Source organism: Cellulomonas denverensis, assembly GCF_012396125.1.
In the GTDB taxonomy this organism is placed as follows: domain Bacteria; phylum Actinomycetota; class Actinomycetes; order Actinomycetales; family Cellulomonadaceae; genus Cellulomonas; species Cellulomonas denverensis.
On sequence record NZ_JAAXOX010000007.1, the window covers coordinates 87,234 to 112,769 of the forward strand.

At 73.8% G+C, this 25,536-nt stretch carries 24 protein-coding genes; 13 read left to right on the top strand and 11 right to left on the bottom strand.

Translation table 11 applies throughout. The features are described 5' to 3' along the window. Genes alr through rimI form a run of 4 tightly spaced genes read left to right on the top strand, consistent with a single transcriptional unit; the run spans position 1 to position 2,876 of the window. Complete coding sequence (gene alr / locus HGA03_RS13220) at positions 1-1,164, top strand: alanine racemase (protein ID WP_168630755.1); 1,164 nt, start codon at positions 1-3, stop codon at positions 1,162-1,164. Next, a complete protein-coding gene (gene tsaE / locus HGA03_RS13225) occupies positions 1,161-1,661 on the top strand; it encodes a tRNA (adenosine(37)-N6)-threonylcarbamoyltransferase complex ATPase subunit type 1 TsaE (RefSeq protein ID WP_168630756.1) in 501 nt (166 codons plus the stop codon). Before alr ends, tsaE begins: the two co-directional genes overlap by 4 nt. A 10-nt stretch (positions 1,662-1,671) precedes the next feature. Next, the gene (tsaB, locus tag HGA03_RS13230; protein WP_168630757.1) at positions 1,672-2,403 is read left to right on the top strand and encodes a tRNA (adenosine(37)-N6)-threonylcarbamoyltransferase complex dimerization subunit type 1 TsaB; all 732 of its coding nucleotides are present in this window, start codon (positions 1,672-1,674) and stop codon (positions 2,401-2,403) included. After that, positions 2,400-2,876, top strand: coding sequence for a ribosomal protein S18-alanine N-acetyltransferase (rimI, locus tag HGA03_RS13235; RefSeq protein ID WP_168630758.1), 477 nt, complete (start codon positions 2,400-2,402; stop codon positions 2,874-2,876). Before tsaB ends, rimI begins: the two co-directional genes overlap by 4 nt. 22 nt (positions 2,877-2,898) lie before the next feature. Here the strand turns inward: rimI and HGA03_RS13240 are convergent, their stop codons facing one another. After that, positions 2,899-3,534 (bottom strand): malonic semialdehyde reductase, encoded by a 636-nt coding sequence (locus HGA03_RS13240; RefSeq protein ID WP_168630759.1) that lies wholly within the window; start codon positions 3,532-3,534, stop codon positions 2,899-2,901. Positions 3,535-3,638: 104 nt separating this feature from the next. Between HGA03_RS13240 and tsaD the strand changes: the two genes are divergently transcribed. Then, a complete protein-coding gene (gene tsaD, locus HGA03_RS13245; RefSeq protein ID WP_168630760.1) occupies positions 3,639-4,697 on the top strand; it encodes a tRNA (adenosine(37)-N6)-threonylcarbamoyltransferase complex transferase subunit TsaD in 1,059 nt (352 codons plus the stop codon). Here tsaD and HGA03_RS13250 read toward each other — a convergent pair. From HGA03_RS13250 to HGA03_RS13265, 4 genes are read right to left on the bottom strand one after another with little or no spacing between them, the layout of a single operon-like run. Then, complete coding sequence (locus tag HGA03_RS13250) at positions 4,687-5,193, bottom strand: hypothetical protein (RefSeq protein WP_168630761.1); 507 nt, start codon at positions 5,191-5,193, stop codon at positions 4,687-4,689. The genes tsaD and HGA03_RS13250 overlap by 11 nt on opposite strands. Further along, on the bottom strand, positions 5,190-5,534 hold the full coding sequence (locus HGA03_RS13255; RefSeq protein WP_239073726.1) for a PadR family transcriptional regulator: 345 nt from the start codon (positions 5,532-5,534) through the stop codon (positions 5,190-5,192). The genes HGA03_RS13250 and HGA03_RS13255 overlap by 4 nt, the downstream gene beginning before the upstream one ends. A gap of 43 nt (positions 5,535-5,577) precedes the next feature. Further along, positions 5,578-6,714 (bottom strand): glutamate--cysteine ligase, encoded by a 1,137-nt coding sequence (locus HGA03_RS13260; RefSeq protein ID WP_168630762.1) that lies wholly within the window; start codon positions 6,712-6,714, stop codon positions 5,578-5,580. Next, complete coding sequence (locus HGA03_RS13265) at positions 6,714-7,904, bottom strand: THUMP-like domain-containing protein (RefSeq protein ID WP_168630763.1); 1,191 nt, start codon at positions 7,902-7,904, stop codon at positions 6,714-6,716. Before HGA03_RS13265 ends, HGA03_RS13260 begins: the two co-directional genes overlap by 1 nt. A gap of 185 nt (positions 7,905-8,089) precedes the next feature. Between HGA03_RS13265 and groES the strand changes: the two genes are divergently transcribed. Beyond that, positions 8,090-8,386 carry a co-chaperone GroES gene (gene groES, locus HGA03_RS13270; RefSeq protein ID WP_168630764.1) on the top strand — a complete coding sequence of 99 codons (297 nt, stop codon included), beginning with the start codon at positions 8,090-8,092 and terminating at the stop codon, positions 8,384-8,386. Between the two features lie 177 nt (positions 8,387-8,563). On the opposite strand, the gene HGA03_RS13275 is transcribed toward groES, so the two are convergent. Next, entirely contained in the window at positions 8,564-8,860 is a 297-nt protein-coding gene (locus HGA03_RS13275; RefSeq protein ID WP_168630765.1) for a WhiB family transcriptional regulator, read from the bottom strand. Between the two features lie 258 nt (positions 8,861-9,118). On the opposite strand from HGA03_RS13275, the gene HGA03_RS13280 reads away from it, so the two are divergent. The 3 genes from HGA03_RS13280 to guaB all read left to right on the top strand — a co-directional run bounded on the left by HGA03_RS13280 (position 9,119) and on the right by guaB (position 12,442). Then, a complete protein-coding gene (locus HGA03_RS13280) occupies positions 9,119-10,090 on the top strand; it encodes a MerR family transcriptional regulator (protein WP_168630766.1) in 972 nt (323 codons plus the stop codon). A 129-nt stretch (positions 10,091-10,219) separates the two neighbouring features. Continuing rightward, positions 10,220-10,873: a response regulator transcription factor gene (locus HGA03_RS13285; protein ID WP_239073725.1), complete on the top strand. Its 654-nt coding sequence runs from the start codon at positions 10,220-10,222 to the stop codon at positions 10,871-10,873. A gap of 39 nt (positions 10,874-10,912) precedes the next feature. Then, a complete protein-coding gene (guaB, locus tag HGA03_RS13290) occupies positions 10,913-12,442 on the top strand; it encodes an IMP dehydrogenase (RefSeq protein WP_168630768.1) in 1,530 nt (509 codons plus the stop codon). A 59-nt stretch (positions 12,443-12,501) separates the two neighbouring features. Here guaB and HGA03_RS13295 read toward each other — a convergent pair whose 3' ends face one another. Continuing rightward, positions 12,502-14,076 carry a helix-turn-helix domain-containing protein gene (locus HGA03_RS13295; protein WP_373307716.1) on the bottom strand — a complete coding sequence of 525 codons (1,575 nt, stop codon included), beginning with the start codon at positions 14,074-14,076 and terminating at the stop codon, positions 12,502-12,504. Positions 14,077-14,179: 103 nt separating this feature from the next. After that, on the bottom strand, positions 14,180-14,989 hold the full coding sequence (locus HGA03_RS13300; protein WP_239073724.1) for an exonuclease domain-containing protein: 810 nt from the start codon (positions 14,987-14,989) through the stop codon (positions 14,180-14,182). A 138-nt stretch (positions 14,990-15,127) separates the two neighbouring features. Between HGA03_RS13300 and HGA03_RS13305 the strand changes: the two genes are divergently transcribed. From HGA03_RS13305 to HGA03_RS13320, 4 genes are all read left to right on the top strand, one after another. Next, positions 15,128-15,682 carry a type 1 glutamine amidotransferase domain-containing protein gene (locus HGA03_RS13305; RefSeq protein WP_168630769.1) on the top strand — a complete coding sequence of 185 codons (555 nt, stop codon included), beginning with the start codon at positions 15,128-15,130 and terminating at the stop codon, positions 15,680-15,682. 32 nt (positions 15,683-15,714) lie between these two features. Continuing rightward, positions 15,715-16,839, top strand: a complete 1,125-nt coding sequence (locus HGA03_RS13310; RefSeq protein ID WP_168630770.1) for a GuaB3 family IMP dehydrogenase-related protein — start codon at positions 15,715-15,717, stop codon at positions 16,837-16,839. Positions 16,840-16,934: 95 nt separating this feature from the next. Then, on the top strand, positions 16,935-18,629 hold the full coding sequence (gene ptsP, locus HGA03_RS13315) for a phosphoenolpyruvate--protein phosphotransferase (protein ID WP_168630771.1): 1,695 nt from the start codon (positions 16,935-16,937) through the stop codon (positions 18,627-18,629). Positions 18,630-18,673: 44 nt separating this feature from the next. Beyond that, the gene (locus tag HGA03_RS13320; protein ID WP_168630772.1) at positions 18,674-20,299 is read left to right on the top strand and encodes a succinic semialdehyde dehydrogenase; all 1,626 of its coding nucleotides are present in this window, start codon (positions 18,674-18,676) and stop codon (positions 20,297-20,299) included. Here HGA03_RS13320 and HGA03_RS13325 read toward each other — a convergent pair. The 3 genes from HGA03_RS13325 to pta all read right to left on the bottom strand — a co-directional run bounded on the left by HGA03_RS13325 (position 20,250) and on the right by pta (position 25,384). Next, the gene (locus tag HGA03_RS13325; RefSeq protein ID WP_168630773.1) at positions 20,250-21,938 is read right to left on the bottom strand and encodes a tetratricopeptide repeat-containing diguanylate cyclase; all 1,689 of its coding nucleotides are present in this window, start codon (positions 21,936-21,938) and stop codon (positions 20,250-20,252) included. The genes HGA03_RS13320 and HGA03_RS13325 overlap by 50 nt on opposite strands. A 183-nt stretch (positions 21,939-22,121) precedes the next feature. Further along, positions 22,122-23,306, bottom strand: a complete 1,185-nt coding sequence (locus HGA03_RS13330) for an acetate/propionate family kinase (protein WP_168630774.1) — start codon at positions 23,304-23,306, stop codon at positions 22,122-22,124. Then, positions 23,303-25,384 (bottom strand): phosphate acetyltransferase, encoded by a 2,082-nt coding sequence (gene pta, locus HGA03_RS13335; protein ID WP_168630775.1) that lies wholly within the window; start codon positions 25,382-25,384, stop codon positions 23,303-23,305. Before pta ends, HGA03_RS13330 begins: the two co-directional genes overlap by 4 nt. Between the last annotated feature and the right edge of the window lie 152 nt (positions 25,385-25,536).

The window sequence follows — 25,536 nt, forward strand, 5'->3', positions numbered from 1 at the left end:
GTGAGCCTGTACCCCGCACGCGCCGTCGTCGACCTGGGCGCCATCCGCGCCAATGCGCGCACGCTGGTCCGGATCGCCGACGGGGCGGCGGTGATGGCGGTGGTGAAGGCCGACGCCTACGGTCACGGGCTGGTGCCGGTGGCGCGGGCCGCGGTGCAGGGCGGCGCGAGCTGGCTGGGCACCGCGCAGCTCGCCGAGGCGCTGGCGCTGCGCGAGGCCGGGATCGATGCCCGGGTGCTGACCTGGCTGTACGCACCGGGGGCCCCGCTGGACCTGGCGGTGGCCGCGGACATCGACCTCGGGGTCGCGGCCGGCTGGGCGCTGGACGAGGTGGTCGCGGCGGCGCGGGCGACCGGGCGGACCGCGCGGGTGCACCTGAAGGTGGACACCGGGCTGGGCCGCAACGGCGTGACCCCGGCGGAGCTGGGCCCGGTGCTGGACGCCGCGGCCCGCCACCAGGCCGAGGGGCTGATCCGGGTGGTCGGGGTGTTCAGCCACCTGGCGTTCGCCGACACGCCGGGCCACCCGACGCTGGACCACCAGCTCGGGGTGCTGCACCAGGCGGTCGAGGCGGCCCGGTCGCGCGGGATCGAGCCGGAGCTGCGGCACCTGGCCGCCTCCGCCGCCGCGCTGACCGCCCCGGAGCTGCACCTGGACCTGGTCCGGGCCGGGCTGGCGCTGTACGGGCTGAGTCCGGTGCCGCAGGTCGGCGGGCCGGCGGACTTCGGGCTGGTGCCGGCGATGACGCTGGAGGCCGAGTTCGCGACGGTGAAGCAGTTGCCCGCCGGGCACGGGATGTCCTACTCCCACCACTACGTGACCCCGGTGGACACCACGGTCGGGGTGGTGCCGCTCGGCTACGGCGACGGGATCCCGCGGCATGCCTCCGGGGTGGACGGTGCGCCGGGTGCGCCGGTCGCGGTCGGTGGCCGGGAGCTGGCGATCGCCGGGCGGGTCTGCATGGACCAGTTCATGGTGGACCTCGGGCCCGGGGCGGCCGAGGTGGCCGGCGACCGGGTGACGCTGTTCGGGCCGGGCGGTCCGTCGGCGGAGGACTGGGCCCGCGCGGCGGGGACGATCAGCTATGAGATCGTGACCCGGCTCGGGGCGAGGGTCCCCCGGGTGTACGTGGACAGCGACGAGGGCGTGAAGGGCGAGGCATGACGATCGAGGTGGAGCTGCCGGACGCCGGCAGCACCCGGGCCTACGGCGAGGCACTGGCCGGGCTGCTGCGGGCCGGTGACCTGGTGGTGCTGACCGGTGACCTGGGGGCGGGCAAGACCACGCTGACCCAGGGGATCGGCACCGGGCTGGGCGTGCGGGGCGCGGTCGCCTCGCCGACGTTCATCATCGCCCGGGTGCACCCGTCGCTGGTGGACGGCCCGGCCCTGGTGCACGTGGACGCCTACCGGCTCGGTTCGCTGGACGAGGTGGACGCGCTGGACCTGGACGCCTCGCTGGAGGAGTCGGTGACCGTGGTGGAGTGGGGCGAGGGCCTGGTCGAGCAGCTCGCCCAGGACCGGCTGGAGATCGCGCTGCACCGCCCGCACGGCGGCGACCCGCTGGCCGAGGACGCCTCCGCCGGGACCCGGCGCGTGACCCTCACCCCGGTGGGCGAACGCTGGCGCGACGTCCCGCTGCCCACCACCCCCACGGTCTGAGGAGACACCCGTGCCGCTGCTTGCCCTGGACACCTCGTCCGCCGCCTCCGCCGCCGTGCTGGCCGACGACGGCGCCACCCTGGCCACCCGGTCCTCCGGCGAACCGCGCCGGCACGCCGAGCTGCTGACCCCGCTGATCGAGCGGGTGCTGGCCGAGTCCGGCGTGGACCGCACCGAGCTGACCGCGATCGTGGCCGGGACCGGGCCCGCGCCGTTCACCGGTCTGCGGGTCGGCCTGGTCACCGCCCGCACGCTCGGACTCGCGCTGGACGTCCCGGTGTACGGGGTGTCCTCGCTGGACGCCCTGGCCGGGGCTGCGCTGGACCTGCCGGAGGCCGCGCAGGCCGGTGAGGTGCTGGTGGTGACCGACGCCCGCCGCAAGGAGGTCTACTGGGCCCGCTACCGCGCGGTGGTCGGCGCCGGTGCCCAGCGGTCGGTGGAGCTGGTCGACGGTCCCGGGGTGGACGCCCCGGCGGTGCTGGCCGAGCGCGGCCTGGACGGGGTGCTGGTGGTCGGACCGGGCACCGCGCTGTACCCGGAGCTGCTGCCCGCCGGTGCGCAGGTCGGCGACCTGGACCCGGCGGAGCTGGGCCGGGTGGCGCTGGCCCGGCTGGCCGAGGCGGTGGCCGCGTCCCCGGATCTGCCGCTGCCGGAGGCCGCCGTGCAGCTGCCGACCGAGCCGCTGTACCTGCGCCGCCCGGACGCGGTGCCGCCGCCGGCCGCCAAGCGGGCCTCGGCATGACGGTGGTGCTGCGGCCGCTGACCGCGGATGACCTGGACGCGCTGGACGCGATGGAGCAGGCGCTGTTCGGGCCCGGGGCGTGGTCGCGTGCCTCGATGGCGGAGGAGATCGCCGGGCCGGGCCGCTGGTACGTGGGTGCGGAGTCCGGTGGCGAGCTGGTCGGCTACGCGGGGCTGTGGTTCGACGGCGACGACGTGCAGGTGATGACGCTGGGCACCCGCCCGGACGCCCAGCGCCGCGGGATCGGCCGGATGCTGCTGGAGGCGCTGGTGGCCCGGGCCCGGGAGCTGGACGCGGACTCGGTGCTGCTGGAGGTGCGGGTGGACAACGCGCCGGCCCTGGAGCTGTACCGCCGGGCGGGGTTCCGGCGGCTGGCGCTGCGCAAGCGGTACTACCAGCCGGAGAACGTGGACGCCTGGACGATGCGCAAGAACCTGCGGACAGCGGACGACCCGGCCACCCCGCAGGTGTGACCGGGTCGTCGGGGACGCGGGCTCAGACCGCCTGCGCCACGTCCTCGAAGTCGAGCCGGGTCTGCCGCGGCCAGCTGGCCGGCATCCCGAAGCCGTCGACGTCGGCCGGCGCGTGGCCGACGTTCAGCACTGCCAGCGCCCGCCAGCCGGTGCCGGTGAAGAACTCGGCATCCACCCCGGCCGCGTCGAAGCCGGTCATCGGACCGACCTGCAGGCCCGCGGCGCGCAGGCCGACGATCAGGTAGCCCAGCTGCAGGAAGGCGTTGTCGCGGGCCATCGCGGTGCGGGCGGCCTGGTTCGGGTGCAGGTTGTCCCGGACACCGGGGATGTGCGGGGCCAGGCGCGGCATCTGCTCGTGGAAGTCGACGTCGGCGGCCACCACGATCGACAGCGGGGCGCGCTGGGTCTTGGCCTTGTTGCCGTCCGCCATGTGCGAGACCAGGCGCTCGCGGCCGGCCGGGGTGCGCACCAGCAGCAGGCGCAGCGGCAGCGAGTTCATCGCGGTCGGGCCCCAGCGGACGACGTCCCAGACGGCGCGGATCTGCTCGTCGGTGACCTCGTCCTCGGCGAAGGTGTTCACCGTGCGGGCGGTGCGGAACAGCAGGTCGGTGACCTCGTCCGGCACGAGCGCGGAGGAGGTGGCGGTGTCAGTGGTCATGTCCTGCTGAACCGGACGGCAGATGTGCGGCATTCCAGATTGTTGCCGTGAGCACCATCACACCCGGACGGGCCGTCCGCGCCGACCGGCCTATCCTTGTGCCCATGCCCGATGCACCCCTGGTCCTGGGGATCGAGACCTCCTGCGATGAGACCGGCGTGGCCCTGGTGCGCGCCCACCCCGACCGCAGTGAGCTCCTGGTCGACACCGTCGCCTCCTCGATGGACGAGCACGCCCGGTTCGGCGGGATCATCCCGGAGATCGCCTCCCGCGCCCACCTGGAGGCCATGCTGCCGACCATCCAGCGCTCGCTGGACACCGCCGGGGTCACGCTGGGCGACATCGACGCCGTGGCCGTCACCGCGGGCCCCGGCCTGGTCGGGTCGCTGACCGTCGGTGCCGCAGCCGCCAAGGCGCTGGCCTTCGGGCTGGGCAAGCCGCTGTACGGCGTGAACCACGTGATCGGCCATGCCGCGGTGGACGAGCTGGTTGACGGCCTGTTCCCGGACCGGGTGATGGCGCTGGTGGTCTCCGGCGGGCACTCCTCGCTGCTGCTGATCGACGACGTGGTGACCGGGGTGCACGAGCTGGGCTCCACCCTGGACGACGCCGCCGGCGAGGCCTTCGACAAGGTCGGCCGCCTGCTCGGACTGCCCTACCCCGGTGGGCCGCACATCGACCGGCTGGCCCGGGAGGGCAACCCGGAGGCGATCCGGTTCCCGCGCGGGCTGACCGCCGCCAAGGACCAGGAGAAGCACGCCTACGACTTCTCGTTCTCCGGGCTCAAGACCGCGGTCGCCCGCTGGGTCGAGGCCCGCCGGGACGCCGGGGAGGAGATCCCGCTGGCGGATGTCTCGGCCAGCTTCGCCGCCGCGGTCGCGGACGTGCTGACCGCCAAGACCATCGCGGCCTGCCGCCGGCACGGGGTCGACACCCTGGTGATCGGCGGCGGGTTCAGCGCCAACTCCCAGCTGCGGGAGCTGGCCGCCGAGCGGTGCGCCGAGGCCGGGATCGACCTGCGCATCCCGCCGATCCGCTACTGCACCGACAACGGCGCGATGATCGCGGCGCTCGGGGCGGCGATCGTCCGGCGCGGGATCGCCCCGTCGGCGCTGGACATCGGAGTGGACTCGGCGATGCCGCTGGAGATCGTCACCGCCTGAACCGCAGCCGCCAGATCCGGGCGCCGAGGGCGAAGGGCAACGCGAACACCAGGACGTGCAGGGCGAACCAGCCCCAGCTCAGCGACCAGGTGGTGGACAGTTCCGCCGGCCCCGCGGTGTAGTCGAAGGTGGCGCCCAGCACCACGCGCCGGGCGCTGAGCGTGCCGTCGCCGGCCAGGTCGGCCAGCGCGTCCAGCGTGCCGAAGCCGTAGGCCAGCCCGGTGTACAGCGCGAAGGCCAGCGCGATCGCGCCCCAGACCGTGCCCGCGGTCCAGCGCGGGATCGGGCGGTCCAGCGCCTCCAGGTAGCCGTCGGCCAGGACGCGCGGGTTGCCCAGGTCGTCCAGCGCCCGGCCGAGGCCGACCTCCGCGGCGGTGGCAGCCAGTTCGCGCCGGACCTCGCGGGTCAGGGCGCTCGCCTGGGGGTGGTCCTGGATCGCCCAGGAGAAGCGGATCAGCACCAGGTCGCGGCGCAGTCGGTCGCGCAGGGTGGTCATGCGGGCTCCTTCGGGTCGCGGGCGGCGATCAGCAGCTCGCGGACGGTGCGGTCGAGTGCCGACCAGGACTCGGCGGCGGCCCACAGCTCCGCGGTGCCGTCGCCGGTGGGGCGGTAGTACTTGCGGGCCGGGCCGTTGGGCGAGGGGACCAGCCGGGAGCTGATCCGGCCCTCGCGTTCCAGCCGGTTGAGCACCGGGTAGACGGTGCCGGTGGTCAGCTCGGTCAGCCCGGCGTCGCGCAGCCGGTCGACCAGCTGGTAGCCGTAGGCCTCCTGCTCGCTCAGGGCGGCGAGCACCAGCATGGGCAGCACGCCCTTGAGGAGTTGGCTGTCGCGGGTCACCTGAACATGGTATCGCCAGCTATCGGGTATTGCCAACTAGCGACTACAGCGGACGCCCCGCCCGCATCTCCGCCACCAGCGAGGCCACCACCGCGTCCAGCTCCCCGCCGTGCCGCCGGGCCACCGCGCGCTGGCGCTGGTACGAGGCGCCCTTGCGCAGGATGACCCGCACCGAGTCCAGCTCCTGGGCGCAGCCCAGCCGCTCGGCCACTGGGGCCAGCTCGGTCAACAGCCGGGCCACCGCATCGGTGACCAGCTCCTCGTTCCCGGCGGCGTCGGTGATGATGATCGCGTCCATGCCGTAGCGCGCCGAGCGCCACTTGTTCTCCTGCGCGAACCACGGCGGCACGGTGGGCAGCGGCTCGCCGCGATCCAGCATGGTGGAGAAGTGCTCGACCAGGCAGTGGGTCAGGGCGGCCAGCGCGGTGACCTCCAGCAGGGTGGGCGCCCCGTCGCAGATCCGGGCCTCGATGGTGCCGAACCGGGGCGAGGGCCGCACGTCCCAGCGCACCTCGTCGAAGGCGTCGATCACCCCGGTGTGCAGCATGTCCCCGACGTACGCCTCCAGCTGCTCCCAGCGCTCGAACTGGAACGGCAGCCCGGCGGTGGGCAGCTGCTGGAACATCAGCGCCCGGTTGGAGGCGTAGCCGGTGTCCTTGCCGCCCCAGAACGGGCTGGAGGCGGACAGCGACTGCAGGTGGGCGAAGGTGGTGAGCAGGGCGCGGGAGATCGGCAGCACCTTGTCCCGGTCCTCGATGCCGACGTGCACGTGCACGCCGTAGATCAGCATCTGCCGGCCCCACCACTGGGTGCGGTCGATCAGGGTGGCGTAGCGCTCCTTGTCGGTGACCTTCTGCTGCGCCCACCGGGCGAACGGGTGGGTCCCGGCGCTCATCAGCTCGACCCGGAGCGGATCGGTGAGCGCCCGGACCCGGTCGATCGCCCGGGACAGGTCCGCCCCGGCCTCGCCCACGGTCCGGCACACGCCGGAGACCACCTCGACCGTGTTGAGCAGCAGCTCCTGCTTGATCGCCGGGTCGTCGTCGCCGACCGCGTCCAGCACGGTGCGGGCCACCTGCCGCAGGTCGCCGGAGTCGGCGTCCACCAGGGCCAGCTCCCACTCGATCCCGACGGTCGACCGCTCGGAGCGGGCGAAGTCCAGCCGCGCCGGGGTGGTCATCAGCCCACCGGCTCCACGACCAGCACCCGCTGCTGCCCGGCGACCCGGGTGAGCACCAGGGTGGTCTCGGCATCGCCGCGCAGGTCGAGCTGGCGGCGCAGCTGCTCGGGCACCACCGCGGTGCCGCGCTTCTTGATCGTGACGATGCCGACCCCGCGTTCGCGCAGGTAGGCCTTCAGCCGCTTGAGGCCGAAGGGCATCGAGTCCAGGACCCGGTAGCCGGTGGCGAAGGCGGTCGGGTGCAGCACGTCGGAGGTCACATAGGCGATGGTGGGGTCGACCAGGCGTCCGTGCACCTCGGCGGCGACCTCGGCGACCAGTCCGGCCCGGATCACCGCACCGTCCGGCTCGTACAGGTAGCCGCCGACCGGCCCGGGGTGCGCGACCGCGCCGGTGCCGCGCAGCTCGGCGGCGCCACCGTCCGACCCGAGCAGCAGGGCGGAGCGGCCCGGACCGGCGGGGGCGAGCGGGCCGCACCACAGGCCGAGTTCGACCACGTCGCCGTCCACCGACACCCACTGGGCCTCGGCGTCCTCGGGCAGCGCCGAGTGCGGCACCCCGGGGCCGAGCTTCATGCCGAGCGCGGGCACCCGGTCGCGCAGGGCCAGCACCCGGTCCAGCGGCGGGCTGTAGGCGGCCGGGTCGTGCCGCCGGGCGCCGGAGCCGGTGCGCCGGGCCGGGTCGGCGTACACCCCGTCCACCCCCTCGGCGGCGAAGTCCACCGCCAGCCCGTCCCCGTGCCGGACCACGGCCTCCGGGAAGTGCCGCAGGTTCACCGTGGCCAGGGCGGCGGTGGTCTCGTCCGCCTCGACCGCCAGCACCGGCAGCCCCACCGCGGCCAGGGTCATCGCATCGGCGCCCAGCCCGCAGGTGAGGTCGGCCACCCGGGTCACCCCGGCGTCGCGGTACCGGCGGGCGTGCCGGGCGGCCACCACCAGCCGGGTGGCCTGCTCCAGTCCGGTGGGGGTGAACAGCATCCCGTCCGCGAACTCACCGAGCTTCTCCCGGCCCTTGGCGCGCAGCCGGGACTGGGTGAGGGCGGCGGCAACCAGCTCGGGGTCCAGGCCGTCCCGCCGCAGCCGCTCGGACAGGGCCATCGCCCGGTCGGGGTCGTAGGGCGGCAACGCGGACAGCAGGGCCCAGCCCTCGGGGCTGAGCAGCTTGGCGAGTCCGGGTCCGACCGAGTCCATCCGGCGATCCTCGCACGCCCGGCTCACTGGCACTCGCCTTGACCGAGTGCTAACGGCTTTCTACAGTGACAGCTGGCACTCTCCATCGGAGGGTGCCAGCCCGTACGACTGCCGGCACCCGCGACGACGGCCGGTCGTTCGGTTTCTTGTACTGGCAACTCACAAGCGAGAAGGGGAGGTCCGCCGTGTCGGTCTCCATCAAGCCGCTCGAGGACCGGATCGTCGTCAAGACGCTCGAGGCGGAGCAGACCACTGCGTCCGGTCTGGTCATCCCGGACAGCGCCAAGGAGAAGCCCCAGGAGGGCGAGGTCCTGGCGGTCGGTCCGGGTCGCATCGACGACAAGGGCAACCGCGTGCCGCTCGACGTCGCCGTGGGTGACAAGGTCATCTACAGCAAGTACGGCGGCACCGAGGTGAAGTACGACGGCGAGGAGTACCTGATCCTCTCCGCCCGCGACATCCTGGCCATCGTCACCAAGTGACGCTCGGCTGAGCAGGCCCCCACCGGTTCGCCGGTGGGGGCCTTTTCGCTGTCCGGAGCTGCCCGGACATGCGACGAGGGCCCTGACGGTCTCGCACCGTCGGGGCCCTCGTCGGGTGACGACGGCGGACTGTCGCGGTATCGCACCGCGGACCGCCGCCATCGAGTTCGTGGGGTGTTACACCACCGCGCTGCGTCCGGCGCGCTCGGCCAGGACGGCAGCCCGCTCGTCCTCGCTCAGGCCGCCCCACACGCCGTAGGGCTCCCGGACGGCCAGCGACTGCTCGCGGCACTCGTTCAGCACCGGGCAGGTCGCGCAGATCGCCTTGGCTGCCTCGGCCCGGCGCCGGCGGGCGGCGCCGCGCTCACCCTCGGGGTGGAAGAAGAGGTTCTCGTCGGCGTCCCGGCAGGCGCCCTGGTACTGCCACTCCCAGAGCTCCATCACGGGGCCCGGGAGGCGGGAGATCTCAGCCATCGACTACTCCTGAACGGTGGTGGTGCGGGGGTCACGATCCGGTCGGCGCCGTTTCAGGACCTGTCCGGTGCGTGCTGATGGGAACACTACAACCGAGTCGGAAGTTGTTCAAGCCTGGGTGCCCAGGGACCTACGTCCCAAGATCATGACGCGGTTCGTGAAGCGATTTCCGCTCTCCGGTTGGAAACCGCGTCAGCCCACCGGCACAATCGGGAACAGGTGCGCTACCCCCTGGCGCGGACGAGGACTGACGAACTGATGCAGAACGGCGATGAGCCGGACGCCCTGCCCGAGGGCGCAACCCTGACCCCGGCGGCGGTCGCACGACGACTGGGCGTGGCCGCCGCCACCTTGCGCACCTGGGACCGCCGGTACGGACTCGGCCCCTCCGAGCACACCGCCGGCGCGCACCGCCGGTACACCGCCGCCGATCTGGAACGGTTGACCGCGATGCGCTCGCTGACCCTGGGCGGCGTCGCCCCGGCGGAGGCCGCCCGGCTGGCCCGCAGCGGGGCCACCGGCCGTCACCTGGCCGTGGTGCCCGATCCGTCCCCGGCGGTGGAACCCGGCGACGGTCCGGTGCCGCTGCCGGAGCAGGAGCCGGTGGCCGCCACCCCGACCGAGGTGGTGGACGCGGCGCTGCGCGGCGACTCGGCCGCGATGCGCGCGCTGCTCACCCCGGGCGAGGACCTGGCCCGCTGGTGGTCCGACCTGATCGTGCCGGCCCGGGCCGGGGTCGCCGCCCGCACCGTGCTGGCCCGGCCCGGGGACGAACCGGACGAGGTGATCGTCGCCGCCGCCCTGGCCGCCCTGCGCGACCGGTTCAGCCGGGTGCCGCGCCACCCGTCCCGCCGCCGGGTCGTGCTGCTGTTCGCCCCGCCCGGGGAGTCACGGCCGCTGGAACTGCACGTGCTCGCCGCCGCGCTGGCCGATCACGGCCTGGACGCCCGCGTGGTGGCCGGACCGGCCGGCCGGACCCGGTTGGGCGAGATCGTGACCATGACCAGCCCGTCCGCCGCGGTGGTGATGTCCGAGCGCGAGGACCCGGACCTGTCGGTGATCGAGGCGCTGTCCGCCCAGCACCCGGAGCTGTTGCAGTTCGTGATGGTCCCGGACGCCGCCGCCGGACTGGTGCCGCTCAGCCATCGGGTGCAGCGAGTACGGTCGTTCGCGGGTGTCCTGCACGAGGTCGTGGCGGTCGCGGAGGGGGCGGCCGGCGGCGTCCGGTGAGCGCCGGGCAGCCCGGGCCACTAACGTCCGGGAAGATCTGGCCGATACAGAAACCATCGACCGGACAGTCTGGTCGGCGGAAGGCGGAGGTCGATGGCGGGCGTCGTGGTGTGCCACGGATCCACGACGGTGCGGGAACGCATCGTCCTGACGGCGCTCGGCGTACCCGCCCTGGCACCGGTGCGAGCAGCGGGTTCGGTCGACGAACTGGTCGCCCTGGCCCGGCGGGTACCGCCGACGATCGTGCTGCTGGACGCACACCTGCCCTCGCCCGGGCCGATCGAGGCGATCCGCCGGCTGCGGGCCATCCCGGCACCGGCCACCGTGGTGATGCTGGCCGTCCCCGGTGACGAGATCGCGCTGGACCGGGCGATCGCCCTGGGTGCCCGCGGATACCTGTCGCCGGACGTCGGCCGGGCCGAGCTCGCGGCGGTGGCGGCGCACATCCTCGCCGGACCGGGAACGCCCGACCCCCGCGGTGCCGACGGCGTGAGCGGCCAGGACGGCCTGGCGGCGGCGGCGACCGCGGCCGCCACCGCGGTGCTCACCCCCGATCTGCCGGCCCAGACCCACGGCGGCGTCGGTGAGGTCCAGCTGACCAAGCGGGAGATCGAGGTGCTGGTCGGGATGAGTAACGGCCGCTCGAACGCCCAGATCGGCCAGGAGCTGTACCTGTCCGAGGACACGATCAAGACCCACGCGCGGCGGCTGTTCCGCAAGCTCGGGGCCTCCGACCGGGCCCAGGCGGTGGCGATCGGACTGCGCCGCGGGCTGATCCACTGACGGTTCGGGGGCGCTGCGCGCGGGGCCTATCATCGGGGAATGACCGACCTGGGCACCCCCGGATCCACACCCGCTCACGACCCCTTCGGCTTCATCGGTCTCACCTATGACGACGTGCTGCTGCTCCCCGGCGAGACCGACGTCATCCCGAGCGAGGTCGACACCACCACCCGTCTGACCCGCGAGATCGAGCTGCGCATCCCGCTGGTGTCCGCCGCCATGGACACCGTCACCGAGTCCCGGATGGCGATCGCCATCGCCCGGCAGGGCGGCATCGGCATCCTGCACCGCAACCTGTCCATCGCCGACCAGGCCCACCAGGTGGAGCTGGTCAAGCGCTCGGAGTCCGGCATGGTCTCCGACCCGGTGACCGTCGGCCCGGACGCCACCCTCGCCGAGCTGGACGACCTGTGCGGCAAGTACCGGGTCTCCGGTCTGCCGGTGGTGGACGCCGACAACACCCTGCTCGGCATCATCACCAACCGCGACCTGCGCTTCGTGCCGGGCGAGGAGTTCGCCACCCGCACGGTCCGCGAGTCGATGACCAGCCAGCCGCTGATCACCGGCCCGGTCGGCATCGCCCGGGAGGACGCCGCCGCGCTGCTGGCCAAGCACAAGGTGGAGAAGCTGCCGCTGGTGGACGACGCCGGCCGGCTGCGCGGGCTGATCACCGTCAAGGACTTCGTGAAGTCCGAGCAGTACCCGCTGGCCACCAAGGACACCTCCGGCCGGCTGGCCGTGGGTGCGGCGGTCGGGTTCTTCGGCGACGCCTGGGACCGGGTGACCGCACTGGTCGAGGCCGGGGTGGACGTGCTGGTGGTGGACACCGCCAACGGTCACGCCCGGCTGATGCTGGACATGGTGCGCCGGATCAAGTCCGACCCGGCCACCCGGCACGTGCAGGTGATCGGCGGCAACATCGCCACCCGCGAGGGCGCTCAGGCGCTGGTCGACGCCGGGGTGGACGCGGTGAAGGTCGGGGTCGGCCCCGGCTCGATCTGCACCACCCGGGTGGTTGCCGGGGTCGGTGTGCCGCAGGTGACCGCGGTGTACCAGGCCGCGCTGGCCGCCAAGCCGGCCGGGGTGCCGGTGATCGCCGACGGTGGCCTGCAGTACTCCGGTGACATCGCCAAGGCGCTGGTGGCCGGGGCGGACTCGGTGATGATCGGCGGCCTGATCGCCGGCTGCGACGAGTCCCCGGGCGACCTGGTGTTCGTCAACGGCAAGCAGTTCAAGCGCTACCGGGGGATGGCCTCGCTGGGCGCCATGCAGTCCCGTGGCGACCGCCGGTCCTACTCCAAGGACCGCTACTTCCAGGGCGACCTGTCCGACGACGAGATCATCACCGAGGGCATCGAGGGCCAGGTGCCCTACCGTGGCCCGCTCGCCGCGGTGGCGCACCAGCTGGTCGGTGGCCTGCACCAGTCGATGTTCTACGTCGGCGCGCGCAGCGTCCCCGAGCTGCAGGACCGCGGCAAGTTCGTCCGGATCACCCCGGCCGGGCTGAAGGAGTCGCACCCGCACGACGTGCAGATGGTCGCCGAGGCGCCGAACTACAGCGCCCGCTGACCCACCCGGAACGACGAAGGGGCCCCTCCGCTCGGAGGGGCCCCTTCGTCGTGGGTGGGTCAGTCCCGGAAGGTCTCGATCTGCGCGCCGAGCTCGACCAGCCGCTCCTGCAGCTGCTCGTAGCCGCGGGCGATGATGTCGACGTCGCGCAGCACGCTGGTGCCCTTGGCGGCCAGCATGCCGAGCAGGATCACCACCGCCGGGCGCAGGGCCGGCGGGCAGGACACCTCGGCGCCGGACCACCGGGTCGGGCCGCTGATCTGCAGCCGGTGCGCGTCCAGCAGCCGCACGTCGGCGCCGAGCCGGGTCAGGTCGGTCAGGTGGATCGCCCGGCCCTCGTACACCCAGTCGTGCACCAGAGTGGTGCCCTCCGCGCAGGCGGCGATCGCCACGAAGAACGGCAGGTTGTCGATGTTCAGGCCCGGGAACGGCATCGGGTGGATCTTGTCCAGCGGGGCGCGCAGCTCGCTGGGGAAGACGGTCAGGTCCACCAGCCGGGTCCGGCCGTTGTGCGCGGTGTACTCGGCGGACAGCTCGTAGCGCAGGCCCATCTCGGACAGGGTGGCCAGCTCGATCTCCATGAACTCGATCGGCACCCGGCCGACCGTGATCTCCGAGCCGGTGACGATCCCGGCGGTCAGCAGGCTCATCGCCTCCACCGGGTCCTCGGAGACCGCGTACTCCACGTCGGCGTCGATCTCGGCCTTGCCGTGCACCCGCAGCGTGGTGGTGCCGATGCCCTCGATCCGGACGCCGAGCAGCTCCAGGTAGAAGCACAGGTCCTGGACCATGTAGTTCGGGCTGGCGTTGCGGATGATGGTCAGGCCGTCCCGGCGGGCGGCGGCCATCAGCGCGTTCTCGGTGACGGTGTCGCCGCGCTCGGTGAGCACGATCTGCAGGTCGGTGCTGCCCGGGTCGGCGACCTTGGCGTGGTACCGGCTGTTGGTGGCGGTCACGGTGAGCCCGAACGGCCGCAGCGCGATCATGTGCGGCTCGACGGTGCGCGAGCCCAGGTCGCAGCCGCCGGCGTAGGGCAGCTGGAAGTCGTCGAACTGGGACAGCAGCGGGCCGAAGAACATGATGATCGAGCGGGTGCGCACGGCAGCGTCCACGTCGATCGCTTCCAGGTCCAGGTCGCGGGGGACCACGATCTCCAGGTCGCGGCCGTCGCCGGACCAGGTGGCCCGCACGCCGATCGAGCGCAGCACCTCCACGATCCGGTCGACCTCGACGATCCGGGCGACGTTGCGCAGGGTGGTGGTGCCGCGGTTCAGCAGGCTGGCGCACAGCAGGGCGACCGCGCCGTTCTTGGAGGTGTTGACGTCGATCCGGCCGGACAGCTTCTGCCCGCCGGTCACCCGCAGGTGGGTGCGCTGCGGGCCGCCGACCGTGACGATCGGGGAGTCCAGGGCGGCGCCGATCCGGGTGAGCATGTCCAGGCTGAGGTTCTGGGTGCCCTGCTCGATCCGGTGCACGGCGGACTGGCTGGTGCCGAGAAGCTCCGCCAGCTGGGTCTGGGTCAGACCGCGGTGGCGACGGGCGGAGCGGACGAGCGAGCCGACGTGGGCCAGCTGCTCAGGCAGGGTGCGCACGGCGGGGATGGCGCCGGTGGCGGGTGCGGTGGTCTCAGTCACCCGGCGACCGTAACTCACGGATGAGATATCGGCGACCCACAGGATGTGAAGATCGGGTGTCTGTGGGGGATTTCGCAGGTCAGCGGGATCTCAGATATGAGTTTCAGGCGATCAGCGTGTCCTGCACCGGGCGTCCGACCGGCGCCGGGTGGTGCTGCGGGGCCGCCGGGGGGAGGGCCGCCGGTGCCCGCGGGCTCGGCACCGGCCACACCGTGCCCGCGCCCTCTCCGGTCAGGCCTTTCTCCGCCCGCCAGGCGTTGAACGCCTCGGCCCAGGCGCGGTGGGCGGTCACCTGGTAGTCGTGCAGCTCGCTCAACGGCAGCTCGCCCAGGTGCGGGAACCGGTCCACGATCCGGTCCAGCACGTCCAGGGTGGCGACCACGTCCACATCCGCGGTGTGCAGCTGCCCGGTGTCGACCACCTGGTACACCCCGCACAGGTCGACCAGCTTGCGCTTGCCCCGCCGGTACCGGTCCTCGGCCCGGTCCAGCACCAGGGGGTCGATCACCGGCACCAGGGCGCCGCCCAGCCGCTCGCTCACCGTCGCCAGGCCGTGCCGCTCCAGCTCCGCCTCCAGCAGGCACAGGTCGAAGGAGGCGTTGTAGGCCACCACCGGCACCCCGTCCCGCATCGCCTGGGCGATGGTGGCGGCGATCTCGTCCAGGGCGCCGGCCGGGGGGACGCCGTGCTCGCGGGCGTGCTCGGTGCTGATGCCGTGGATCGCGCTGGCCGCCGCCGGGATCGGCACCCCGGGGTCGATCAGCCAGGTCCGCACGTGGGTGCCGGCGGCGTCCCGGCGGACCAGGGCGGCGGTGACGATCCGGTCGTGGGTGACGTCGATGCCGGTGGTCTCGGTGTCGAAGCCCAGCAACGGGCCCCGCGTCCATCCGGTCTGGCCGGTCATGTCGGTCATGTCGTCATCCCCTCACGTGCTGCGGCCAGCATCGCACCGGCCGCCGACACCGCCGGGGAGGCGGCCCCGGCAGGTCGCGGATGCGCGATCGGCCGTGCCGTCGCAGGGTGGGAGGGAACCACCCATCAAGGAGGACCCATGCCTGACCTGAGCGGTAAGACCGTCGCGTTCCTGACCAGCGAGCACGGTGTCGAGGAGCCGGAGCTGACCACCCCGTGGCAGGCGGTGCAGGACGCCGGGGGCACCCCGGTGCTGGTGTCGGCCAAGCCCGGCACGGTGAGCGCGGTGAACAACGACCTGGACCCGGGCGGCGACTACCCGGTGGACCGCACGGTGGACCAGGTGCAGGTCGGCGAGCTGGCCGCCCTGGTGATCCCGGGCGGCACGGTGAACGCCGACACCCTGCGCACCCAGTCGGCGTCGGTGGCGCTGGTCAAGGACGTGCTGGCGGCCGGCATCCCGGTGGCGGCGATCTGCCACGGGCCGTGGACGCTGATCGAGGCCGGCGTGGTGGACGGGGTCACCCTCACCTCCTACCCGAGCCTGGCCACCGACCTGCGCAACGCGGGCGCCACCTGGGTCGACCAGGAGGTGGTCACCAGCGAGGTCGGCACCACCAGCCTGATCACCTCCCGCAACCCGGGCGACCTGCCCGCGTTCAGCGCCGCGGTGGTCGAGGCCGCCGCGGGCTGAAACCGGGGCGGGGGCACCGGTAGCCTGACCCGGTGAGCAACGAGATCGAGATCGGCCGCGGCAAGCGCGCCCGCCGCGCGTACTCCTTCGACGACATCGCGGTGGTGCCCTCCCGGCGCACCCGTGACCCGGAGGAGGTCTCGGTCGGCTGGCAGATCGACGCCTACCACTTCGACCTGCCGGTGCTCGCCGCGCCGATGGACTCCGTGATGAGCCCCGCCACCGCGGTGGCGCTGGGCCGGGCCGGCGGGCTCGGGGTGCTCGACCTGGAGGGTCTGTGGACCCGCTACGAGGACCCCGAGCCGCTGCTGGCCGAGATCACCGGGCTGGACGCGGACGGTGCCACCGCCCGGATGCAGGAGATCTACGCCGCGCCGATCGACCCGGAGCTGATCCGGCTCCGGCTCGGCCAGATCCGTGAGGCCGGGGTGACCGTCGCCGGGGCGCTGTCCCCGCAGCGCACCCAGGAGTTCTGGAAGGTGGTCGTCGACGCCGGGGTCGACCTGTTCGTGATCCGCGGCACCACGGTGTCGGCCGAGCACGTCTCCGGCCGGGCCGAGCCGCTGAACCTCAAGCGCTTCATCTACGAGCTGGACGTACCGGTGATCGTCGGTGGCGCCTCGACCTACACCGCGGCGCTACACCTGATGCGCACCGGGGCGGCCGGGGTGCTGGTCGGCTTCGGCGGCGGGGCGGCGCACACCACCCGCACCACGCTGGGCATCCACGCCCCGATGGCCACCGCGCTGGCGGATGTCGCCGCGGCCCGCCGGGACTACCTGGACGAGTCCGGCGGCCGGTACGTGCACGTGATCGCCGACGGCGGGGTGGGCCGCTCCGGCGACCTGGTCCGGGCGGTGGCCTGCGGGGCGGACGCCGTGATGCTCGGCGCCGCGCTGGCCCGGGCGACCGATGCCCCCGGCCGTGGCTGGCACTGGGGCTCCGAGGCGCACCACCCGCACCTGCCGCGCGGCGAGCGGGTGCAGGTCGGCCAGGTCGGCACCCTGCAGGAGGTGCTGTTCGGCCCGGGCAAGACCGCCGACGGCACGCTGAACCTGATCGGTGCCCTGCGCCGGGCGATGGCGACCACCGGGTACTCCGACCTCAAGGAGTTCCAGCGGGTGGAGCTGGTGGTCTCCCCGTACCAGCCCCGCTGACCGCCGGCCGACTCCTGGTCGGCGGGCCCCTGCCGCACTAGCGTGGGCGCCAGTCACGCCCGGCCGAGCGGGCGCACGGAGCGAGGGAGCTGCCGATGTCCGGTCATGGGGTGCTGCACGGCGTCGGGGTCGGGCGGGGGATCGCGGTCGGGCCGGTGGTGCGGGTCGAACCCGCCCCGCAGGTGGCGCCGGACGCTCCGGTCGTGCGCGACGGGTCCCCGGTGCCCACCGAGGACCTGCCCGAGGCGGTGGGGGAGGCGTTCGCCGCGGTGGCCGCCGCCCTGAACGCCCAGGCCGCCCGCGCCACCGGCACCGTCGCCGAGGTGCTGTCCGCCACCGCGCAGATGGCCGACGATCCCGCGCTGCGCCAGCAGGTGCTGGACCGGGTGCGCGGTGGTGAGCCCGCGGTCGCCGCGGTGGATGCCGCCGTGGACGGCTTCGCCACCCTGTTCGAGCAGGCCGGCGGGTATCTGGCCGAACGGGTCACCGACCTGCGCAGCGTCCGGGACCGGGTGGTGGCCCGCCTGGCCGGACTGCCCGCGCCGGGGGTGCCGGAGCTGACCGTGCCCGCGGTGGTGGTGGCCCGCGACCTGGCCCCGGCGGACACCGCGGCCCTCGACCTGGACCGGGTGCTGGCCCTGCTCACCGAGGAGGGCGGCCCCACCGGGCACACCGCGATCATCGCCGGGCAGAACGGCGTGCCCTGCGTGGTCCGGGTGGCCGGGATCACCGCGGTCGCCGAGGGCACCGTGGTCGGGGTGGACGCGGCCACCGGCAGCGTGGTGATCGAGCCCGACGCGCAGGTGCGCGCGGAGCTGGCCGCCAAGGCCGACCGGGAGCGGGCGCTGGCCGAGGACACCGCACCCGGGGCGACCGCCGACGGTCACGCCGTCCAGCTGCTGGCCAACATCGGCACGGTCGAGGACGCCGAGCGGCTGACCGACTCCGCCGCCGAGGGCGTCGGGCTGTTCCGCACCGAGGTGCTGTTCCTCGGCCGGGCACAGGCGCCGAGCGTCCAGGAGCAGACCGACACCTATGCCCGGGTGTTCCGGGCGCTGGGCGAGCGCAAGGTGGTGGTGCGGACCCTGGACGCCGGGGCCGACAAGCCGCTGGCCTTCGCCAACCCGGCACCGGAGGAGAACCCGGCGCTCGGAGTGCGCGGTTACCGCCTGGTGCGCACGGTGCCGGAGCTGCTGCACGACCAGCTGACCGCGCTGGCCGCCGCCGGGGCCGAGACCGGGACCACCCCGTGGGTGATGGCGCCGATGGTGGCCACCGCGGCGGAGGCCCGGGCGTTCGCCGCCGCGGCGCACGGGGCGGGGCTGCGCCGGACCGGGGTGATGGTGGAGGTGCCGTCGGCCGCGCTGCGGGCCCGGGCGGTGCTGGACGAGGTGGACTTCGTCTCGCTGGGCACCAACGACCTGGCGCAGTACACGATGGCCACCGACCGGCTGCGCGGTGAGCTGACCGACCTGCTCGATCCCTGGCAGCCCGCGGTGCTGGAGCTGGTCGCCGCCACCGCCCGCGGCGGGGAGCAGACCGGCAAGCCGGTCGGGGTGTGCGGGGAGTCCGCCGCCGACCCGCTGATGGCGCTGGTGCTGACCGGGCTGGGCGTCACCAGCCTGTCCATGTCACCCGCCGCGCTGCCCGCGGTGCGATTCGCCCTGCGCCGGCACACCCTGGCCGAGTGCCGGGCACTGGCCGAACTGGCCCTGTCCGCCGCCGACTCGGTCTCCGGCCGGTCCGCGGTGCGCGCCGCGGTGAAGCCGGAGGTCAGCGAGCTGGGCTGAGCACGGGGCTGCCCCGCCCCGGACCGCCGCGTAGCCTGACCGGCATGGTGCCGGAAGCGCTGCGCGACCCCGAGACCGACCCGCTGGCCACCCTGGTCCTGGAACCGGAGCTGGTGGCCGACCTGGTACGCCGGGCCCGGGCGACCGGCCCGCACGCCACCCATCACGCACCGTGGACCGGTGCGCCGCTGGCCACCCTGCCGCAGAGCACCCCGGAGGACCTGGCCGCTGCTGCCCGGACCGCCCGGGCGGCGCAGCGGCGCTGGGCGGTCACCGGGCACCGGGAGCGGGCCGCCCTGCTGCGCCGGACCGCCCAGCTGGTGCTGGCCCGGCAGTCGGATGTGCTGGACCTGATCCAGCTGGAGAACGGCAAGGCACGGGCCGCGGCGCTGGAGGAGGTCGCCGACGTGGTGCTGGGCGCCCGGTTCCTGGCCGGTCACGCCGGGCGGGTGCTGGCCGAGCAGCGCCGGCCCGGGCTGCTCGGTCCGCTGACCAGCGTCCGGGTGGCCCGCGACCCGGCCGGGGTGGTGGCGGTGGTCGCACCGTGGAACTACCCGCTGAGCCTGACCCTCGGCGACGTGCTGCCGGCCCTGGCCGCCGGGAACGCGGTGCTGCTGCGACCGGACCCGCAGACCCCGCTGACCGCGCTGTGGGCGGCCGAGCTGCTGGCCGACGCCGGGTTCCCGGACGATCTGGTGCAGGTGGTGCTCGGCGACGGACCCACGGTGGGGGACCGGTTGATCGACCACGCCGACCACCTGCTGTTCACCGGGTCCACCGCCACCGGCCGGCTGGTCGCCGCCCGGGCCGGCGGTGAGCTGGTGCCCAGCACCCTGGAGCTCGGCGGCAAGAACGCGCTCTACGTGGCCGGTGACGCCGACCCGGACCTGGCCGCCGAGGGGGCGGTGCGGGCCTGCTTCGGCGGCACCGGGCAGCTGTGCATGTCGGTGGAACGGCTGTACGTGCACCGGGACGTCGCGGCGGCGTTCAGCACCGCGTTCCGGCGCCGGGTGCGGGCGCTGCGGCTCGGCACCGGGCTGGACTACGGCTACGACCTGGGCTCGCTGACCGGGCCGGAGCAACTGGCCCGGGTGGTCGAACACGTCGAGGACGCGCTGTCCGGCGGGGCCCGGCTGCTCACCGGCGGGGCGCAGCGCCCGGAGATCGGGCCGTACGTCTACGAACCGACCGTGCTCACCGACGTCGGCCCGCACGCCCGGATGTTCGCCGAGGAGACCTTCGGGCCGGTGGTCGCCCTCGGCGAGGTGCGCTCCGACGACGAGGCGGTCGCCGCGATGAACGACACCCGGTACGGCCTGCACGCGGCGGTCTGGTCCGGGTCGGTGCGCCGCGGCCGGGCGGTGGCGGACCGGCTGCGGGTCGGGTCGGTGGACGCGAACGAGGGTTACCAGGCGTCCTGGGGCTCCTGGGCGGCGCCCCAGGGCGGCCGGGCGGACTCCGGCTGGGGCGCCCGGCACGGGGCCGAAGGGCTGCTCGCGCTGACCCGCAGCCGCACGGTGGCGGTGCAGCGCGGGGTGCACGCCGGCCTGGGTCCCGGGCGGCTGCTGTCCGGGCCGCCGGAGCACTGGGCCCCGCTGCTGCTGTCCGGGCTGCGGCTGCTCAGTGGTGTCCGGCCGGGGCGGGGACCGCGGCCTCCGGCGGCGGGATGAACGCCACCTGGTTGCGGCCCCGGCGCTTGGCCTCGTAGAGGGCGGCATCGGCCCGGGCGGCCAGGGTCGCCGGGTCGTCGTCCGGGCCGGCGGTCACCCCACCCATGCTCATCGTCACCCGCAGGCCGGCGGACAGGTCCTCCCACGGGTGGGCGGCCACCATGATCCGGATCCGCTCGCAGGCGGCCAGCGCGTCGGCCGGCGGGCACTGCCGCAGCACCAGCACGAACTCCTCGCCGCCGACCCGGGCCACCACGTCGCCCAGGCGCAGGCAGGCGGTCATGATCTGGCCGACCCGGCGCAGCACCTCGTCGCCGACCGGGTGCGAGTGCTGGTCGTTCACCGACTTGAACAGGTCGAGGTCGGCCACCACATAGGCCAGATCCGGTTCGCCGTGCCGGCCGTGCAGCACCGCGTCCAGCCCGCGCCGGTTCAGCAGGCCGGTCAGCGGGTCGTGGGCGGCGTCGTGGGCCAGCGACCGGTTCAGCGCGGCCAGCTCGGCGGCGTGCTGGCGGGTCTGGTCGTGCGCCTGGCGCACCCGGTCCACGTCGAGCTGGGCGTTCACCAGGATGCCGCGGCGCTCGGCGGCCTGGTCGCGCTGCTCCATCACCGCCTCGTGGTACTGCCGGTGGGTGTCCAGCGCCTGCGCCAGGTCACCGGCGTCCTCGTACACCGCCACCAGCTCGTGCAGCACATCGGCGCGCTCCATCGGGCGCGAGCCCTCGGACAGCACCAGGGCGGAGGTCAGCGTGACCTTCGCGGCGGACAGGTCGCCGAGCAGCCGGTGCAGCCGGCCGAGCGCGGCGTGGTACCGGATGGTCAGGTACCGGGCGGAGACCTGGGGCAGGGCGAGCGCGCACCGGTCCAGCACCTCACGCGCGGAGGCCAGGTCGCCGTGGGCCATCTGCGCCCGGGCCAGCCGGACCTGGGCCTCGGCGACCAACCGGGCGTTGCCGGCCGAGGCACCGACGCCGACCGCGGTCAGCCCGACCGTCACGCCCTGTTCGGCGTAGTGCACCGCCCGCTCGGCCAGCATCCGGGAGCTGGCCGGGTCGGTGACCGACAGCGTCTCGGCATCGTCGGTGGTCAGCTTGGCCAGGCCGGACAGGGTGGCGCAGGTGCCGTCCGGGCGGTCCACCCGCGGCCAGATCGTCATCGCCTCGGTCAGCAGCTCGTAGGCCTTCTCCGGGAACCGGCCCATCGAGATGTAGGTGTCCGCCAGGTTGTTCAGCGCGGCGGCGAGCCCTTCCAGGTCGCCGAGTTCGCGCCGGATCGCCAGCGAGCGTTCCAGCAGCTCCAGGGCGGACAGGTTGTCGCCGAAGCCGTTGTAGACCGCGGCCAGCCCCTGCAGCACCCGGCCCTCCCAGACCCGGTCCTGCAGCCCGGTCGCCAGTTCCAGCGCGCGCTCCATCGCCCCGAGGGCCAGCGCATCGTCGGACAGCAGGTGCCGGGCCCAGCCGGACAGGTACTCCAGCTCGATCTCCACCGCGACCAGGCCGTCGGCCCGCGCGCGCTCCAGCAGGCCGGGGACCAGCGCCACGCACAGGGCCGGCGCCGAGTCGCAGAGCGCGTCCACCTGCGCCAACTCGTGTCGCCAGTCCAACGGGTCGGCATCGCGCACCGCCCGGACAGTCGTCATGCTCGGATTATCGGCCCGGCTCCGGGCGACCCGCAGGCATCAAAAGGGTGAAGCGACCCTGACGCGCCGGAAAACCTCGGCGAAGCGGACATCGCAAGCGCTTCCGCGCCCGCATCCTCACCCGAACGGCCCCGGACACGACGGAGCCCGCCGCACCGGGTGCGACGGGCTCCGGCGGACGGCTCAGATCGTGGCGACCGCCTGGCGGGCGATCTCCAGCTCCTCGTTGGTCGGGTACACCACCACGGTCACCGGCGAGTCGTCGGTGGAGATGATCGTGGGCTCCTTCTTCCGGCCCTCGTTGCGGGCCAGGTCGAGCTGGATGCCCAGGCCCTCCAGGCCCCGCAGGGCGCCGGCGCGGACGATGTCGTCGTTCTCCCCGATGCCGGCGGTGAAGGCGATCACGTCCACCCGGCCAAGCTGGGCGTAGTAGTTGCCGACGTAGCCCTTGATCCGGTGGTAGTACACGTCCAGCGCGGTCCGGACGTTCTCGTCACCGGCGGCCGCCGCGTCGTGCACGTCGCGCATGTCGGTGTAGCCGGACAGGCCCAGCATCCCGGACTTGCGGTTCAGCAGCTCGTCCAGCTGGTCGATGGTGTAGCCGCCCTGGCGCGCCAGGTGGAACAGCACCGCCGGGTCGATGTCCCCGGAGCGGGTGCCCATCACCAGGCCCTCCAGCGGGGTCAGGCCCATCGAGGTGTCGATGCACCGGCCGCCCTGCACCGCGGAGGCCGAGGCCCCGTTGCCCAGGTGCAGCACGATGGTGTTGGTCGACGCCAGGTCCCGGCCCAGCCAGCCGGCCACCTCGCGGGAGACGAACAGGTGCGAGGTGCCGTGCGCGCCGTAGCGGCGGATCTTGTAGTCGGCCGCGATCTGGCGGTCGATGGCGTAGGTGTACGCCGCCGGCGGCATGGTGCGGTGGAAGGCGGTGTCGAAGACCGCCACGTGCGGGGTGTCCGGGAACGCGGCCCGGGCGGCGCGGACCCCGGCGGCGTTGGCCGGGTTGTGCAGCGGCGCCAGCGGGGACAGCTCCTCGATCTGGGCCAGCACCTCGTCGGTGACCAGCGCCGGTCCGTCGAAGACGTCACCACCCTGCACGATCCGGTGCCCGACCGCGGCCAGCTCGGCCTCGTCGATCGCCGGGCCGTGCTGGGCGAAGGTGTCCAGCACCAGGCGCATGCCGACCTCGTGGTCCGGGATCGGCTGCTCCAGCTCGGTCTTGCCGTCCGGGCCCTCGTGCTTGAGCTTGCCGACCTCCAGGCCGATCCGCTCGACGATGCCGGAGGCCAGGGCGTCCCCGGACTGGACGTCGACCAGCTGGTACTTGATCGACGAGGAACCGGAGTTGATGACGAGGACGTTGTTCACTTCGTGCCTTCCGAGGTCGAGCCCAGCGCCTGGGCCTGGATCGCCGTGATGGCGACCGTGTTGACGATGTCCTGCACCAGGGCGCCCCGGGACAGGTCGTTGACCGGCTTGCGCAGGCCCTGCAGCACCGGGCCGACGGCCACGGCGCCGGCGGAACGCTGCACGGCCTTGTAGGTGTTGTTCCCGGTGTTCAGGTCCGGGAAGATGAAGACGGTCGCCCGGCCGGCCACCGCGGAGTCCGGCAGCTTGGTCTGGGCCACCGAGGCGTCCACGGCGGCGTCGTACTGGATCGGGCCCTCGACGTTGAGGTCGGGGCGGCGCTCGCGGACCAGCTCGGTGGCGGCCCGGACCTTGTCCACGTCCGCGCCGGAGCCGGACTCGCCGGTGGAGTAGGACAGCATGGCGATCCGGGGCTCGATGCCGAACTGGGCCGCGGTCTGCGCGGAGCTGATTGCGATGTCGGCCAGCTGCTCGGCGGTCGGGTCGGGGTTGACCGCGCAGTCGCCGTAGACCAGCACCCGGTCCTCCAGGCACATCAGGAACACGCTGGACACCACGGAGACGCCGGGCACGGTCTTGATGATCTCGAAGGACGGCTTGATGGTGTGCGCGGTGGTGTGCGCGGCACCGGAGACCATGCCGTCGGCCAGGCCGAGCTGGACCATCATCGTGCCGAAGTAGCTGACCGAGGACACGATCTCCCGGGCCCGCTCGACGGTCATGCCCTTGTGCTTGCGCATCTCGGTGTACTCGGCGGCGAACCGCTCCAGCAGCTCGCCGGACTTCGGGTTCAGCACGGTCGCGTCGGCCAGGTTCAGGCCCAGCTCGGTGGCGCGGGTCCGGATCGCGGTCTCGTCGCCCAGGATGGTCAGGTCGGCGACCTCGCGCTGCAGCAGGGTGGAGGCGGCGCGCAGGATCCGGTCGTCGTTGCCCTCCGGCAGCACGATGTGCTTGCGGTCCGAGCGGGCCCGGTCCAGCAGCTCGTACTCGAACATCAGCGGGGTGACGACCTCGGGGGACCCGACCTCCAGCGCGGCCAGCGCCTCCTCCGCGTCGGTGTACTTCTCGAACAGCGCCAGCGCGGTGTCCACCTTGCGCTGGGAATCCGCCGACAGCCGGCCGCGGGTGCTCGCCGCGGCGTTGGCCGACCGGAAGGTGCCCGCCTCGGTGCGGATGATCGGCAGCTTGGAGCCCATGCCCGCGATGAGCCGCTCGACGATCGGCGCCGGGGCGAACCCGCCGTTGAGGATGATGCCGGACAGCGAGGGGAAACCGTCCGCCCGGTGCGCGGTCAGCAGGCCCAGCAGGATGTCGGCCCGGTCGCCGGGGGTGATCACCACGACCCCGTCCGAGATCCGCTCCAGCAGGTGCTCCATCGACATCGCGCCGACCAGCACCTCGGTGGACTCCCGGGACAGCAGCTCCGGGTCACCGCTGACCAGGGTGCCCTCCACCGAGTCCATCAGCTGACGCACGGTCGGGGCGACCAGGAACGGGTCCTCCGGCAGCGCCCAGGCCCGGGTCAGGTCGGACAGCCCGGCGCGCACCGCGTCGACCGCCTCCGGGTCGCAGCGGTTGGCGACCACGGCCACCACCTGGGCGTGCGCGGCCTCCAGCTCGGTCAGCGAGGCGGCGGCGACCTGGCGGACCTCCTCCGGGGTGCGGCCCTGGCCCTTGACGCACAGCAGCACCGGTGCGCCCAGGTTCGCGGCGATCCGGCCGTTGAACGCCAGCTCGGCCGGGCCGGCGATGTCGGTGTAGTCCGAGCCGACGATCACGACCACGTCGCACTGCCGGGCGACCGCGTGGTAGCGCTGCACGATGGTGGCCAGCGCGGCCTCCGGGTCGGCGTGCACCTGCTCGTAGGTGGTGCCGATGCAGTCGTCGTAGCTGAGGTCGACCCCGTCGTGGGCCAGCAGCAGTTCCAGCACGTAGTCGGAGTTGCCGGTCGAACGCGCGATCGGCCGGAACACCCCGACCCTCTGCACGGTGCGGGTGAGCAGGTCGACCAGGCCGAGGGCGACCGTCGACTTGCCGGTGTCACCCTCCGGGGACGTCACGTAGATGCTGCGGGCCACGGGTGGGGCTTCTTCCTCTTCGCCGATCCGGGGGTCGCCCCGGTTGGATAGATGATGGGATGAATTCTGCCGGACTGCCGGTGCCCGCCGCGATGCCCTGAGTGGTGGCGGTGGTCACCTCCCCGGCACAGTCACCCCTCCGAGGGGCGGCA